A 14,464-nucleotide genomic window follows, 5' to 3' on the forward strand; every position below is an offset into this window, starting at 1 on the left:
GACCGTTGACTTTTTGAAATCCCCGTGATACATTGTGTATACACGGAATACACAATTTATTGGGGAGGGTTGTTATGCTGGCCTTGGATGTTAGACACTTGAATAAGAAATACCCGAATTTTCAGCTCAAAGACGTATCTTTTCAACTGGAGCAGGGGTATATTATGGGCTTCATCGGCGTGAACGGCGCCGGCAAAACAACTACGATCAAATCGATTCTAAATATGATTCAGATGGACAGCGGCGAGATTCACATTCTGGGCAAGAATATCGCGGAGCATGAGATGGAGCTGAAGCAGGACATCGGCTGTGCCTTCGGCGATATTAACTTCTACACCCGCAGCCGGATCAAGACGCTGACGGGCATCACGAAGAAGTTCTACAAGAACTGGAATGATGACACGTATTACAAGTATCTGAAGCGGTTCAAGCTGGACGAGAACAAGAAGATCGCTGAGCTGTCCACCGGCATGAAGGTCAAATACAGCTTGACCCTTGCCCTGTCGCACGGCGCCAAGCTGCTCATACTGGATGAGCCGACCAGCGGACTCGATCCCGTCTCCCGTGATGATCTGCTCGATATTTTCCAGGAGCTTATCATGGGCGGCGAGATCAGCATCCTTTTCTCCACTCATATAACCTCTGACCTCGAACGCTGTGCGGATTATATCACCTTCATTGAGCAAGGAGAGATTGTGGCAAGTAGCGAGAAGAACGAGTTCAAGGAGTCATACCGGTTACTTAGCGGCAGCGAGTCGCAGCTTAACGAATTGAAGGAGAAGCTGATTTCCTACAAGATCAACTCCTTCGGCTTCACCGGATTGATTCATGCCCGGGATATCGATCCCGCCTGGACGCTTAACACGGCCATCCCGACTCTTGACGACATCATGATCTACTTTGCCAAAAAGGAGGGTGTATATGTATAATCTGGTGCTGAAGGATTTGAAGTTAGGCGTCAATCCCTGGTTCTTCGTCCTGCCCTTCCTGATGGGCGGTCTTATGCTAATTCCCGGCTGGCTCTATTTCCTGGTCCCGCTGTACTTCTGCTTCATCACGGTACCGAACATTTTCGGCGGCTTCAAAAGCCAGAATGATCTGATGTTCAGCACCGTATTGCCTGTGACCAAGAGCGATATTGTGAAGTCCAGAGTCACTGTACTTGTCATTCTGGAGCTGATGCATCTGCTGGTCGCCATGATTGCCAGTATATTTACCTTTCAGCTATACCCGAAGATGCAATATTTCTTTTTTGCGCCGCATATGGGCTTCTGGGGCCTATGCTTCATTATGCTGGCGGTGTTCAACCTTATATTTATCTCGATGTATTACAAGACGGCATATAAGTATGGCGCGGCTACGACTGCATCGACGGCTGCGGCGATCCTGTTCGCGGGCCTGGTCCAATGGGCCGGAATTCAGAATAGCTGGATGCACGGCATTTTCTACGGCTCCGGGACCGGCAATGCGGCGCTTCAGTTCTCGATTCTGATCGGAGGCATCCTCATTTTCGCGGTCTTCACCCTGCTTGCCTACCGGATTGCGGTGAAGAGATTCCTCAGAGTGGAGATTCTATGAATGTAACAATATCCAGCACCTCTGAGAAGCCGATCTATCAGCAGCTGTATGAACAGATCAGCGCCCAGATTCTCCAGGGGGAGCTGGAGAGCGGCTATTGTCTGCCGCCGATCCGCCAGGCTGCGCTGGAGCTTGGTGTCAGTGTCATCACGGTCAAGAAGGCCTGGGAGGAGCTGGAGCGGAGCGGGCTGATCAACACGGTAACCGGCAAAGGCTGCTTTGTCGCTGAATTCACGCCGGAAGAGATGCTGCGGATTCGTAGTGAAATGGTCTTGAAGCAGATGAAGGGCGACATTCAGTATTATAAGTCCTTCGGTCTTACGCTTGATGAAGTGATCGCGCTGCTGGGCAAGATCTACTGAACAATATGGACTGGATAGGAAAAGGCTTTTCACGATCCCTTGCGGGGTTGTGAAAAGCCTTTGTTTGTTCGTGTTTAGGAAATTATGATTTTCTTTTATTGTGGATAAGATATGCATAGATTTAGGGATAAGTATTCCTTGAATACATCCAAATGATCAGTTAGGCATGTAAGTGCAAAACTGAATACAGTGTGCTGGGCGAAGGTACGTGGGCCTGATTGTATACGAAAACCCGAATACCATGGGTGCTGCTGCGCCGAGGGAAGGGCCCCATGCGTCACAGCGAATAACATTTTAAGAGGAATCCTGCCAAAAGTGCAACATTACTGCCCCAAAGAAGCGGACTATGCTGAAATCCTGCATGAACTGCAACAAATTCAGCGCTAACTTGCTCTAAACACCGAAATTTGTGCAAATAATACAACATTGTACTTGCAACCCGTAAAAGGTATAGAGGAATCCTGCAAAAAGTGCAACATTACCATTACTACTCCTTAAAAGCGGCCGGTGAGAGAGACATTAGCATCGTTCATCCGCAGTGTGATTTTGTGCGATCAACTTCCCTTTGGGTGGGATGGGAGAATCTGTATTATTATGGCTAAGTTGGATGGTTATATGCGGATCTATTGCAGGCTACATTACTCCTGAAACTTGACATGATCCAGTATCGTATTCCCCCACTCAGGCAGCAAGTGTGCCTCTCCCGCAAAGCGGCTTCCAGCTATGGAGCCGTCTTGAAACAGCGCCCCCTCAAAGCTGCATTCCTCGAACCGGCAATACAGGAATAAGGCACCGCGAAAGTTGGCGCCGTCAAAGCGGCAGCGGGTGAAGGATGCATCATTAGCGATCGCTTTGCTGAAGTTGCAGCCGGTGAAATCACAATCATGGAACTCCTTGCTGATTCGGGCACGATTCAGCTTCGCTTCCCGGAAGGAACAGTGGCTGAAGGTATGGGTCACGAATCTGTTGTCCAGCTTGACCCCGTCCAGGCAACAATGGGTAAGCGTTGAGGTATTGAGGCTTGCCGCATCCTCGAAGCGTGAATAAGAGAAATCAATGCCCTGTAGAGTGAGGTACTGTATGCTCTCTATCAGAGTAACCCCCCGGTAATCTTCCAGTCCTGCCTCCGTCTGTCCATAAGGGGAGACGGGAAAGGAGCGGTCCTTTTGATGGAGATTATGTTTGCCTGAAATAGCGGCCAGACGCCGGTTCACTTCAGAGAGCTGGTCGTCCTGCCATCTGGCCAAGAGGAATTTCTTATTCAAGGTAGCCCCTCCTTACATTAATTTGGTAAAATGAATGGAATCTAGTTTATATGTTAGTATGCCAAGCAACTATAGACAAGCCATTAAAGGAGGCCATCCACGCGTGGGAAGATCGTTTGCAAATCTGCACATCAAGTCAGGTGACCTGGACAAGACCCTTCAAGCCTTGAAAGAGCTGACCGCCAAGCATGGCAAGGTTCTGGGTTATCCTGATTCTGAGACGCCGGAGCGTAAGGCAGTTATCTATGTAAGCCAAAGCAACGAGGGCTGGATCAGCGTGCTTCACGATTATTTCGTATGGGGTACGGTGAAAAAGGTTGGCAGAACGTTGTCCGGGCTGCTGGAGGAGCCGGTGATGACGGCGGGATACATGAATGAGGAGATCTTCGAGCTGTCGTTCTTTGAACAGGGGGAGATCCAGGCCGAACGAATCTTCTGTGAGCCGTGGACCCGGGAGGAATACGAACACCTGCGGGAAGAGCGTATAGCTGACGAATATATGCAGCGGGTGCTCGGGATGCAAGCTCAGGAGGAGAACTTCGGCGCATTCATCAGCCTTACCAGCCCCGGGCAAGCGGTGGAGCGGCTGTCCGAAATTACTGGATTGTCTCTATGGAGCGATGCGGAATGGCTGCCGTATGAAGAGACGCTCAGAGCACGGTTTGTTGCCTATGAGTGGTAGAAGAAGATGCTAAAAAACAGCGGATTCTACAAGCAGCGCTTCTTCATCACACCCGAGGAGCTTAAGAGAGTCGTAGAGCTTCTGGAGCCTACGCAAGTGCGGTACTATTTAACCAATTATACCCATACAGAGCATGATCAGAATCAGGTGGTGGAGGCGTATCGCGCCTTCTATCAATATTATACAGCTGCGGAAAAAGAGAGCGGGGTGCGCCCTTTCTTCATCTATTCGATATCGGTTCTGCCGGATACAGAGAGCTTCGGTTTTTTTGCGAGAAATGAGGGGATTTCTATTCCCTATCACGGGCAATGGGCAGAGAATGAGCTGCCCTGTATCCTGATCTCCTGCCCTAAGGGGCACCGGGTCAATGCTCAGGATGAGCAAGGGGAGTATTATCTCTATGAGGATGTCCGGGAGCACAAGCCGCTGAGCTATGCCCTGTATAAGGAAATCACCGGCTCTATTCAAAAAATAACCAAGCCTCTCCGCTTCTCGGCGCAAGATACGGAGGCGATGGACGAACAGAAGCCCTCTGTACGTATAAGCCGTGATGCGGCTCAAGACTTAAGCGACTCGTGGATGGTCAGACAATATGGACTCTTGATCCATGGGCAACCAGGGCCTAGCTGATCTATTGGATTACTCATGAAAGGGAGGGGAGCCGATGGCGCTGAAGTTCATCTGTACCTGGGGCGTGCTGGCTCTATCGTGCTGGGCGGTATGGTGGAGCTTCAAGACCGAAAAGCTGATCACCGTCGCCTGGCTGATGTTCCTGCTCCCTGCGATTCTCCAGCTCGTTGCTGCTGTACGGATCGGGCTAGGCAAAGCCAAGTTATTTCTTGTATTCGGCTGTATTAATCTGCTGTTCGCAGCCCTGACCGGTGCGGCCGTCTGGTATCTGGTCCAGCTGGCAGATGCCTATAGAAGGGGGAAATAGTTCAAGCGTGTCTTAAGCGGGGGAGGGGTGCTAATATGCAACTGGGTTTTACGCTGGATACCCATGGAACATGTGTGGGTGTACTAAGAGATGAATTGCTGCCGTTAGAGGAGCTGGCGAATACATTGGAGTTCCCCTACGATATCTTCGTTGTGTTCCGGGTGTTACCTGATAGCTACGGGCGGAGAACGTTCAGACGCTTTGACAGCGGGGATCATACCCTCTATTTGGATATCAGCCTCAGCTATGAGCAGTACCAGCGTATGTCCAAGAATGAGCAGCGCGAGGCTCTGGGCATTCACCTGTACAGCTATCTGGCAGAATCTATTGCCAAGTATACCAAGCATGCCGGTAAAACTGCCCAAGCAGAGCTGCTGGAACGGGTGAAGAGCTGGATGCTGGCCAACAACTGGCTGGAAGGGAAAATCCATCAGGCACGCCTCCTCCTCTCCCGGGAGATGGGACTCCATGAGGTTAGCCGGACCTTGAAGCTGCCGCTGGAGGAGATTGAGTATATCCTGCTGCGCATGAATAATGATGCGCCAGCTGCTGTTCATCCTGACAATCTATAATCAACCCTTAGCAGGGAAAGGGGAGTACAACTATGTATGAGCGTCTGACAGAGTTATTAAGCAAGCCTTCCCCGGTCCGGTGGTTTCCGGGCCATGGGGCCGAGGAGAGCTGGATTGCCGAAGCCGAGGAGGAATTAGGCTTCAGGCTGCCGCCGTCTTACCGCTGGTGGCTGGCCCGTTATGGGGGTGGGAGCCTGGGGGACGGGCAAATTCTGACGCTGGTTGCTCCCGAGGATAGGGAGTATACCGACTGGGATCTGCTGTATATCCACAGGCTGAATCTGGCGGAGGATTGGTGGGTCAGCCGGTTTCCGCACCGGCTGGATCTGTTCGTGCCGGACAGCGATGAGCTGTATTACTTTGACACCTCTGTCCCCGATGTGCAGGGGGAATTCCCGGTCATGCGTTATGACCTCATGAATGATCTGATCGAGGAGTATGCTCCCACGTTCGCCGGATTCCTGGAACAGCTGATCGACGACAGGAAGTAACCATGAATACGGCACAGAAGGAAGTGGAGCGGCTGGCGGCGGAGATTGCGGAGGCGGCCCGGAGGTCGTTCCGCGCGCTTTTTGCGAATGGGGAGCATTATTATTACTGCACGTTATATACAACGGGTGAGGGACTTGCGCCAAGCCTCTCTGCCTGGTCGCGGGAAGCGCTGGAGCAGGAGGCGGCCAGACAGGCAGAGGGCGGCAGCACACCGGCAGCAGAGATCGCCGAGCTGATTAAATGGTCTTATGCTGATTCGCCGTATTGCTGCTTCGGAGATGAGTATTTCGATGAGGTCAAGCGGTTATTCCTGGCGCGTCCGTCCATTGCGGAACTGGAGGATGACGAATGGAACGATGAGTTCATTATGAGACTGGGGGCCATGGAGCTGGCGATACGGATGCTGGATGCTGAGGGTCTGTTCGCGCTCAATCAGCCCAGGGAGGACGTATGCGTGCTGGCCGAGGTGATGCCGCCGGACGAGGGGAATACGCAGATTGCCCTGCGGCTGAACCGGGAGGAGTCTCCGGCGATGCAGGCCTGGCTGGCGGAAGCGGCAGAATAAGATTATAGATGAATAACTCACGCAGGAAACCGGGGGAATGTCGATGTATATCGTAAGTGAGCCGATAGGGTTGTCAGAGCATCACAGGCGCCTGCTTGAAGCGGAGAACGCGGGTCTCTATCCGCCAGCCTATACCCGGTTCTTGCAGCAGTACGGCGAAGGGACGTATCGGGGCTGGATGAATGTGCAGACCCCTGACCCGGAGGTGCTGCGGCCTTTTGCCGAATATGGATTATGGGAGCATGATCAGGATAGCCCTATAACGGAGCAGCAGATCGGCGAGTGTACCGCTATCGGGACCACTGTGGACGGTGATTTCCTGGCGGTTCATCCCAAGGTGGACGGGCTGCTATGGCTGCCTCGTCATGCGGAACAGATTCAAGTGATCCCGCTGCCATCCGGGGAACAGGAGAAGGATGAGAGCTATGCCATGATCCTGGACGGCATCTACCGCCGGATGTATGGGCGGAGCCAGGAGGAGAGCGTCTATTATGAGCCATGGACGGGAACCCGCAGGCATCTTTTCCTGCGGATGCCGCCGGGAGAGGGCCAACTGGCGCTCACGGAGCTGGCTGACCTGTGCCGGGCGGAGTCTCAGCCGGATCTCTTCATTGAGAATTCTTACGTCTGCTACCTGTTCTACCGGAATCTGGGCGGCTATATCCGCCTGAATCTGGCGGGTGGGCAGGAGGTAGCCGTCTTCTATGAGCAGGCTGCCAGGCAGGTATCGGCCAAGATGAAAGAGTGGCTTCTGTCGAAGGGATGCGAGCAGTATTCGTGGGAGTGAAGAATAAGGAGGAGTGCGGATGATTGCCCTGAAGGACATAGGAAAATTCGAGGTGCTGCCGGAGCGGGCGATGCAGATCTATCAGGGGGATGTTCCGGCCTTGCAGGCGGCCGTTGCTGCGGGCTGGGATATTGAAGCGGAGCTGGAGCTTAGCAAGCGGACCACGATCAGCCCGCTTGATCTGGCGATTATTACGCAGCAGACCGAGGTTGTGAAGCTGCTGGTGGAGCATGGCGTGAACCTGAATGTACCTCAGAATCCGGCCTTCCTGCGGGCGGTCCGTTACGGGAAGGAGGAACTGGTCCGATACCTTGCTGCACAGGGCGCGAAGCTGGACCTGCTTAACCGGACGGGATCGGGCGCTTATTCACAGGCCTACTATGGCAACAAGAAGAATATCCCGCTGATCCATGAGCTGGGTCTGGACATCCGGCAACATGCCGGTGCTGTGCTGCGGCAAGCCGCCTCGGATCATGATCTGAAGACGCTTACCTATCTGCTGGATCAGGGAGTGGATATCAACTACAACAAGCCGGATATGGTCTATCCTTACGGGGCGACGCCGCTGACAGTGGCTGCCCGGCTGGGCAATCTGAACATGGTCCGCTTCCTGGTGGAACGCGGTGCGGACCTTATGATGACGGAGAAGGACGGCGAGCGGCCGTATTCGATTGCGGTCAGCAGCAGGCATACCGCTATGGCGGAATACCTGAAAGCTTTGGAACCGCCGGATGTCCATGATGTGGAGAACAAGAAATACGAGCTGGCCAAGTATAAATTGCCCGATGAGCTGGTCCGCTTCCTTACAGGGGACCAGCTGCGCCTGACACTTGCCCCCAATGAGTATGAGATCGGGTACATCGACTTCTTTAGCTTCACTGACACGATAGAGATGAAGGCCGGCCGGCGCAAGCTGTTAAGGCTGTCTGCCGATATCGATAATTACTCCGGTCTGGTGCTGGTCTGGAATCCGCAGAAGAAGGGGCAGCTCGGCTGCTATGATCTGGAGCATCAGACGTATGCGGATCTGTGCAGCTTCCCGGAATTTGTTGCGCAGCCTGAACACTACCTCATACAGTTCATGGAGGGAGAGCTGGACGGGTCATGAAGGAGAGGCTGTCTAAAGTGAATCATAATCATGAGACCTATGAGACCCCGGAGACCCTGAACGGACTGGAGGACATGCGCTCCGAGCTAACCGGGTATTGTTACCGGATGATGGGCTCCATCTTCGAAGCGGAGGATGCCGTCCAGGATACCATGATCCGGGCCTGGCAGCACCAGGAGCAGATGAAGCAGCAGGCCTCTCTCCGGGCCTGGATGTACCGGATAGCCACCAATGTCTGTCTTGACCGGTTGAGAAGCGCCAAGCGGCGGGCGCTGCCGATGGATCTCTCGGAACCGGCCGCTGCCGTTACGGAGCCTAGGGAGAGCCTGCCTCAGCATTCCTGGATCTGGCCCGCTCCGGGCTATGTGGATGACCCTGGTAATATTCTGGTCAGCAGAGAGACCCTCCGGCTGTCCTTCATTGCACTGCTTCAGCTGCTGCCGCCCCGCCAGCGTGCTGTGCTGATTCTGCAGGAGGTGTTCCGGTGGTCGGCAGCCGAGACCGCCGGGGCACTGGAGATGACCGTGGCAGCGGTGAACAGCGCGATGCAGCGGGCACGGGCAGCCATGGCCAAGGCACAGCTCCGGTCCGAGGCCTTGCAGGCTGATGATAATGAAGTGGACGAAGGACTGATTACCCGGTACGTGGAGGCTTTTGAACAATACAATATTGCTGCGTTGTTAGACCTATTCCAGGAGAACGGCAGCCTGTCGATGCCGCCATTTACGATGTGGGTGCAGGGCGGCGCGGATCTCGCGGCCTTCTACCAGATCACACGCAGTCACTGTGTGGGATCACGGATGGTGCCCGTCCAGGTGAACGGGAACCGGCCCGCATTTGCCCAGTACGTTCCCTCTGGAGAAGATGGATTGCTGGTTCCGTGGGCGATTCATGTGCTTGAGCTGAGCGGGGGGAAGATCGCGCATGTTCATCATTTTATAGATGCTGATTTATTTATTTGCTTCGGATTGCCGGAACACCGATGATTCTGCCGCGGCCGGAACGTCTATACTAATGAATCGCACAAGCGAGACCATTCCGAACTCAAGGAGGAACACACAATGACAATCAAACTTACTCCCTACATTACCCTGGAGGGGCGCACGCAGGAGGCCATTCAGTTCTATGCACAGACTATGGGTGCCGAAGTCCTCTCCATCCTGACGTACGGTGATATGCCGGACCTCCCGGACACGTTCCCGGATGAGGTGCGGAGTCTGGTGGCACATGCCAAGGTACAGGTGGGCGGCACGGAGCTGATGTTCTCGGATACTCCCGGCGGTACGCCAGTTGAGAGCGGGAAGCGGGTAACGGTCTGCGTTACTACGGACAGCGTGGAGGAGTCCCGGAGAATTTTTGATGCGCTGCAGGAGGGCGGTCAAGTCAATATGCCGTTTCGGGAAGAGCCGTTCAGCCCCGGCTTCGGCGATCTGACGGACAAGTTCGGGGTGACGTTCCAGATCTATACGGAGCTTGGATAGAGTGGAGATATAACGGCGGAGAGGATCAATTATGAATAAGACGAACGTAGAAGTACCCATACGTTGTACAGGTGTTGCTGTAGTATTGCTGAAGAATACACCCTCTGGTCATCATGTCCTGTTACTGAAGCGGGCCGGTTCGGTACTCAGGGATGCCTGGTGCTATATCGGCGGGGGCATTGAAGAAGGGGAGCAAGCGTGGGAGGCTGCGCTAAGAGAGGTTCGGGAAGAGACGGGGATTACCCAAGTCACTCTCTACACTTCCAATACCTTCGACCAGATCTATTCGGCAAAAGAAAACTATATCTACGTCGCACCAGTGTTCGTGGGATATGTGAATGACGACCAGGATGTCATTCTTAATCATGAGCATAGTGATTATGAATGGCTGCCGGTGAATGAAGCCATAGACAGGGTCGCTTTACCGGGGAATGATGTAGTGCTTGCTTCGGTAGAGAAGCATTTCATCAGGAAAACTCCAGCAGCATGGTTACGTGTTGGCACACCATAAGAGGGCTTGAGAAGGGCTGCACGTGATAAGCGTGCAGTTTTTTTTGCTCTCTGGCGAGGGCATCGATCAAAATGTAATCGAAAAACCGATCACATTTGGCATTGTGGTATTATCCCCTTTAAGTAGACACTCGAAAAAACCTCATGTGTTAACATGAGGAAATGAGTGAACTGGGAGGGGATTTTGGTATGGCCAAAAAGGGACAAGTGTTTCAATCGTACACGGAGGCATTCAAGAAAGAGGCTATTCAAGCCTATTTTACAGGAGGGGAGAGCTATAAGGTCGTCTCCGACAGGTTGGGGATTGTGAACTGTACCCAGCTTAAAGTATGGGTAAAGAAATATCGGAATGGGGAGCCACTCGATACACCAAAAGGGGCAACAAGCCCTTTAAAAGGACGTCCACGTTCTACATTTGCCAGTATAGAAGAAGAACGAGATTACTTAAAGGCACAGGTGGACTACTTAAAAAAGCGGTATCCAAATCTGTAAAGGGAGGGAAGCTTGGACTGCATGACAAATACGCCGTAATTGAAGAACTACGTGACCAACATGGCATCACCCGCCTATTAGCCATTGCAGAGGTATCGCGGGCAAATTACTACAAGTGGCGAGGTGCAGAGGTTCGACGAATGGATGCCCATGAGCAAGAGCACGCCATGAAAGAGCATATGGTGGCGATTCACCTGGTTCATCCCTATTTCGGGTACCCTCGAATGCAGGCAGCCCTGCGGGAGGCAGGCTACCTCGTCAACCACAAGAAGGTATGGCGGCTCATGAAAGAGCTATCGATCCAGTCTGTCATTCGCAAGAAAAGGAGTCGTGCGGGCTCTACTCCTTCCGTGGTCTACCCGAACCGATTAAAGCGTAAGTTTCATGCGACAGCACCTCAGCAGAAGCTAGTAACGGACATTACGTATATCTCAGACGGCACCCGTTTTTATTATCTGTCTGCGATTCAGGACCTCTTCAACAATGAAATTGTAGCTTGGCAGATCTCGGAGCGAAACGACGTAAACCTCGTCTTGGATACGGTTGAACAGTGGACACGGAAAAGAGACGTGTCTGAGGCCGTGCTCCATTCGGACCAAGGCTTTCAGTACACGTCTCAGGCGTACAACACACGATTAGAGGCATTCAGCGTCAAGGGCAGCCACTCTCGCAAAGCAACCTGCCTGGATAACGCCTGCATCGAATCCTTCTTTTCGCATCTGAAGACAGAAAAGTTGTACCTTCACCAGTGTAAGTCAGAAGCAGAGATTCATCAAGCCGTTGAGGAGTATATCTACTTTTACAATTACCAACGTTTTCAGGCGAAACTGAAACAGCGCGCGCCGATTGAGTATCGACACGCGCTGGCTGCTTAGCTTTTTTCATCTGTCTACTTGACAGGGGTATGACCAGTGTGTGGGCGCGTGGGCCGAATGTAATCGAAAAACCGATCACATTCGGCGTTGTGTGGGCGCGTGGGCCGAATGTAATCGAAAAACCGATTACATTGGGCGTTGCGTGGGCGCGCGAGCCAGATGTAATCGAAAAACCGATTACATTGGGCGTTGCGTGGGCGCGCGGGCCAGATGTAATCGAAAAACCGATCACATTCGGCATTGCGTGGGCGCGCGGGCCAAATGGTAGGTCTATTTCTATCATTTTCGCAAAATAGCCAGTCCATGCAAACTATACCCGAGCAGACTCTTGTCCTCACAGGTCCGCAGATGAAGCTGAAGCCAGCGTTCAAAATCTTCTTGCTGTGCCTCATTGATGTGCTTGGCAAACAGATAACCGACGCCGTCTGTTCCAATATGGGCCACAAGCTCTGTGTGATAGGCCGCTGCTATGCGTTCCATTTCCAAGGGGGACATATGTAGGAATAGACCATCTTTCGTCTGGTTGGTATGCCAGGTAAGCACATCATCCATATTCCCTAACCTATCGCCTATGCTTAATAACGAAACGGCAGCATTGTTAATATATGAGACTGCCAGCAGCCCTCCCGGCTTCAGCACGCGCAGGCATTCGGCCATGGCCAGCTGCCGATCTTCATTGCCGATATGATAAAAGGCTCCCATGTTCAAAACAACATCAAAGGTTTCACTGTCAAAACGGGATAAATCCGTGATGCTTCCTGCATACATATCGGCCAATACCGGATGCTTGCTCTGCTTCTCTCTTAGGATATCTACATGATAAGGAACGAGATCTCCAGCTACAACTTTATGCCCCAATTCTGCCAGTGGAAAAGAGTAATTCCCTGTCCCTGCGCAGCCGTCAAGAATGTAGGCTTCCGGCTTAAACAGCTTCTTGAAGTAGGCCATCGTTGTGATCCATTCGATCTGATGACCGTTATCCCTGGACAGCCTTCCTTCTTCATCATAGGAATCATAGTAATCCGTTATCGCATTCGCCATATTGCCCTCCTTAAAGTTGGCCGGGCCTTATCAAGAAAAACTGCCCTCCCCCAACCTTAACGGATCGGGAGAGGGCAGCCTATGACCTAAATTACTTGAAGATCCGCTGCGAGAACTGGTACAGTCCGCTGCTCCAGACCTTGCCTTCATGTCCGCCGACATCCAGATACCACAGATGCGGAACATTCATGCTGGTTAGGCTGTTATGGAAGTTCTGGCTGATATACAGCAGGCCGTCGGAAGCACCGCAGGAGAGCCAGAGCAGCTTCAGCTGGCTGGCCGTCTGCGCCGGATTCGTGATCAGCTGTGAGGCCGGCTTCGTATTCGGAGCAGAGGAGAACGCGCCGATCCAGGAGAACTTGTCCAGATGCTTGAGCCCGAAGTTCAGCGTCTGGCCGCCGCCCATGGATAAGCCGGCCAGGGCGCGGTTTTGCTTGTTTTTGTATACCGGGAAGTGGGAATCGACATAAGGAATGAGATCATTGATCAGGTCGAATTCAAACCGCTCGAAGGCGGCTACCTTGTCCGGTGCATAAATATCGCCGATCGGGCGGTCATCCGCCATCGCGCGGCCGTTCGGGAACACCACGATCATCGGCGCAAGCTTGTTCTCGGAGTACAGGTTGTCCAGGATATTGCGCGGATTCATCCCGTTCAGCCATTCGTTCTGATCCCCGCCGATGCCGTGCAGCAGGTAGAGAACATTGTAGGTCTTGGAAGGGGTATAGCCCGGAGGGGTGTATACCATTGCGTTTCTTGACTTACCTACGGTAGTCGAATAATAAGAAATCTGCTGTACGTTGCCGTGGGGAATATTATTGCGGTATCCGTCATAGCCTTGCGGAGCGGGAGTGATGGTACTGGTTATAGCCGCAGCGGCATCCGCAGAGAGGCTCAACTCCTGCTCTTCGGCTACCGGCGAGGCATAGGACATAGCGGGCAGCATCAGCGCTGCCGTCAGAGCCAAAGCGGCAATACGAGTCATAATCTTCTTCATTTCACATATCCTCCTTAGTTTAAATAGATTAGGCCAAACCTGATTCATCCGTCCTCTTATGTCCCTCTATGAAGCAGAGCTCTTCTTTTACGGCATAAAATGTAAGCGAATCCACCATAAGGATACCATATATAACATATTATGTAAATTGTCTTTTTGGGATTTTTTGATAGATTTTAGAGTCATCCGGCGGCTAAGCTGTAGTCATACCGGAAGAGGCAGGGTAATAGACAGATATAGACGCTTTAACTGTAGCCACAGCAATCCCGGCGCGGAAACGTTACAGGTACGATCATCCGGAATGCGGCGGGACCCAAGGACTGGAGGGATGGATCATGATAGGACAGAGTGTATCAGGAATCAGTCCGGTACAGGTCATCATGGCCTACGGCGGCACACAGAGCGATGTCAGCTCACTGGAGAAGCAGCGGGATCGGCTGATGCTGGAGCTGGACCGGGTGAACGCGGGACAGAGCAGCGAGGCCGTGCCCTACCGCCGTGAGCAGCTGCAGCGGCAGATCCGGCTGCTGGAGGTTCAGCTTGCACGCAAAGCCGGCAGCAGTACTTCCACCGACGTAAGCACAGCCTTCCAGAATGTCCAGGGTCCGCTGATGAGGACCGAGTGGAAGGGGTTCCTGAAGGGGATCGGCCAGACCGATCCGCGGACGGCGACGGTGAATGCAGAGGGGCGTTTCGAAGCATTCATCTAATGCATAACAT

At 52.8% G+C, this 14,464-nt stretch carries 21 protein-coding genes; 18 read left to right on the forward strand and 3 right to left on the reverse strand.

All coding sequences use genetic code 11. The annotated features are described in order from the left end of the window. Nucleotides 1-74 precede the first annotated feature (74 nt). The 3 genes from MKY96_RS29610 to MKY96_RS29620 are packed head-to-tail and all read left to right on the forward strand — an operon-like array spanning nucleotide 75 to nucleotide 1,940. Nucleotides 75-929: an ABC transporter ATP-binding protein gene (locus MKY96_RS29610; protein WP_340946075.1), complete on the forward strand. Its 855-nt coding sequence runs from the start codon at nucleotides 75-77 to the stop codon at nucleotides 927-929. Further along, entirely contained in the window at nucleotides 922-1,578 is a 657-nt protein-coding gene (locus tag MKY96_RS29615; protein WP_340946078.1) for an ABC-2 transporter permease, read from the forward strand. The genes MKY96_RS29610 and MKY96_RS29615 overlap by 8 nt, the downstream gene beginning before the upstream one ends. Further along, on the forward strand, nucleotides 1,575-1,940 hold the full coding sequence (locus MKY96_RS29620) for a GntR family transcriptional regulator (protein ID WP_340946080.1): 366 nt from the start codon (nucleotides 1,575-1,577) through the stop codon (nucleotides 1,938-1,940). The genes MKY96_RS29615 and MKY96_RS29620 overlap by 4 nt, the downstream gene beginning before the upstream one ends. A gap of 638 nt (nucleotides 1,941-2,578) precedes the next feature. Here MKY96_RS29620 and MKY96_RS29625 read toward each other — a convergent pair. Then, nucleotides 2,579-3,205 carry a pentapeptide repeat-containing protein gene (locus MKY96_RS29625; RefSeq protein ID WP_340946082.1) on the reverse strand — a complete coding sequence of 209 codons (627 nt, stop codon included), beginning with the start codon at nucleotides 3,203-3,205 and terminating at the stop codon, nucleotides 2,579-2,581. Between the two features lie 103 nt (nucleotides 3,206-3,308). Here MKY96_RS29625 and MKY96_RS29630 point away from each other — a divergent pair, with 103 nt between their 5' ends. From MKY96_RS29630 to MKY96_RS29690, 14 genes are all read left to right on the forward strand, one after another. Further along, nucleotides 3,309-3,887 carry a hypothetical protein gene (locus MKY96_RS29630; protein WP_340946083.1) on the forward strand — a complete coding sequence of 193 codons (579 nt, stop codon included), beginning with the start codon at nucleotides 3,309-3,311 and terminating at the stop codon, nucleotides 3,885-3,887. Between the two features lie 6 nt (nucleotides 3,888-3,893). Next, nucleotides 3,894-4,517 carry a hypothetical protein gene (locus MKY96_RS29635; RefSeq protein ID WP_340946084.1) on the forward strand — a complete coding sequence of 208 codons (624 nt, stop codon included), beginning with the start codon at nucleotides 3,894-3,896 and terminating at the stop codon, nucleotides 4,515-4,517. A 34-nt stretch (nucleotides 4,518-4,551) separates the two neighbouring features. Then, nucleotides 4,552-4,824: a hypothetical protein gene (locus MKY96_RS29640; protein ID WP_340946085.1), complete on the forward strand. Its 273-nt coding sequence runs from the start codon at nucleotides 4,552-4,554 to the stop codon at nucleotides 4,822-4,824. Nucleotides 4,825-4,859: 35 nt separating this feature from the next. Further along, a complete protein-coding gene (locus MKY96_RS29645; protein WP_340946087.1) occupies nucleotides 4,860-5,396 on the forward strand; it encodes a hypothetical protein in 537 nt (178 codons plus the stop codon). 32 nt (nucleotides 5,397-5,428) lie between these two features. Continuing rightward, entirely contained in the window at nucleotides 5,429-5,887 is a 459-nt protein-coding gene (locus MKY96_RS29650) for an SMI1/KNR4 family protein (RefSeq protein WP_340946089.1), read from the forward strand. Between the two features lie 2 nt (nucleotides 5,888-5,889). Continuing rightward, nucleotides 5,890-6,453: a DUF4303 domain-containing protein gene (locus MKY96_RS29655; RefSeq protein ID WP_340946090.1), complete on the forward strand. Its 564-nt coding sequence runs from the start codon at nucleotides 5,890-5,892 to the stop codon at nucleotides 6,451-6,453. Between the two features lie 43 nt (nucleotides 6,454-6,496). After that, entirely contained in the window at nucleotides 6,497-7,240 is a 744-nt protein-coding gene (locus MKY96_RS29660; protein WP_340946091.1) for a hypothetical protein, read from the forward strand. A 19-nt stretch (nucleotides 7,241-7,259) separates the two neighbouring features. Then, nucleotides 7,260-8,348, forward strand: coding sequence for an ankyrin repeat domain-containing protein (locus MKY96_RS29665; protein WP_340946093.1), 1,089 nt, complete (start codon nucleotides 7,260-7,262; stop codon nucleotides 8,346-8,348). Nucleotides 8,349-8,365: 17 nt separating this feature from the next. Continuing rightward, entirely contained in the window at nucleotides 8,366-9,334 is a 969-nt protein-coding gene (locus MKY96_RS29670; RefSeq protein WP_340946095.1) for a sigma-70 family RNA polymerase sigma factor, read from the forward strand. A 75-nt stretch (nucleotides 9,335-9,409) separates the two neighbouring features. Continuing rightward, nucleotides 9,410-9,829, forward strand: a complete 420-nt coding sequence (locus tag MKY96_RS29675; RefSeq protein ID WP_340946096.1) for a VOC family protein — start codon at nucleotides 9,410-9,412, stop codon at nucleotides 9,827-9,829. A 31-nt stretch (nucleotides 9,830-9,860) separates the two neighbouring features. Next, on the forward strand, nucleotides 9,861-10,340 hold the full coding sequence (locus tag MKY96_RS29680; RefSeq protein ID WP_340946097.1) for an NUDIX hydrolase: 480 nt from the start codon (nucleotides 9,861-9,863) through the stop codon (nucleotides 10,338-10,340). A gap of 188 nt (nucleotides 10,341-10,528) precedes the next feature. Continuing rightward, nucleotides 10,529-10,831, forward strand: coding sequence for a transposase (locus MKY96_RS34015; RefSeq protein ID WP_445671425.1), 303 nt, complete (start codon nucleotides 10,529-10,531; stop codon nucleotides 10,829-10,831). Next, nucleotides 10,753-11,706 (forward strand): IS3 family transposase, encoded by a 954-nt coding sequence (locus MKY96_RS29685; RefSeq protein WP_445671478.1) that lies wholly within the window; start codon nucleotides 10,753-10,755, stop codon nucleotides 11,704-11,706. The genes MKY96_RS34015 and MKY96_RS29685 overlap by 79 nt, the downstream gene beginning before the upstream one ends. Before the next feature lie 29 nt (nucleotides 11,707-11,735). After that, entirely contained in the window at nucleotides 11,736-12,002 is a 267-nt protein-coding gene (locus tag MKY96_RS29690) for a hypothetical protein (protein ID WP_340946099.1), read from the forward strand. Here MKY96_RS29690 and MKY96_RS29695 read toward each other — a convergent pair. Beyond that, nucleotides 11,986-12,747, reverse strand: coding sequence for a class I SAM-dependent methyltransferase (locus MKY96_RS29695; RefSeq protein ID WP_340946100.1), 762 nt, complete (start codon nucleotides 12,745-12,747; stop codon nucleotides 11,986-11,988). The two genes, MKY96_RS29690 and MKY96_RS29695, sit on opposite strands and share 17 nt — an antisense overlap. Nucleotides 12,748-12,838: 91 nt before the next feature. Then, nucleotides 12,839-13,744, reverse strand: a complete 906-nt coding sequence (locus MKY96_RS29700; RefSeq protein WP_340946102.1) for an alpha/beta hydrolase — start codon at nucleotides 13,742-13,744, stop codon at nucleotides 12,839-12,841. Between the two features lie 335 nt (nucleotides 13,745-14,079). Here MKY96_RS29700 and MKY96_RS29705 point away from each other — a divergent pair, with 335 nt between their 5' ends. Continuing rightward, nucleotides 14,080-14,454 carry a hypothetical protein gene (locus tag MKY96_RS29705; protein WP_340946105.1) on the forward strand — a complete coding sequence of 125 codons (375 nt, stop codon included), beginning with the start codon at nucleotides 14,080-14,082 and terminating at the stop codon, nucleotides 14,452-14,454. Nucleotides 14,455-14,464: the final 10 nt, after the last annotated feature.

The sequence above is a fragment of the Paenibacillus sp. FSL R7-0302 genome, from assembly GCF_038006885.1.
Classification (GTDB): Bacteria; Bacillota; Bacilli; order Paenibacillales; family Paenibacillaceae; genus Paenibacillus_AQ.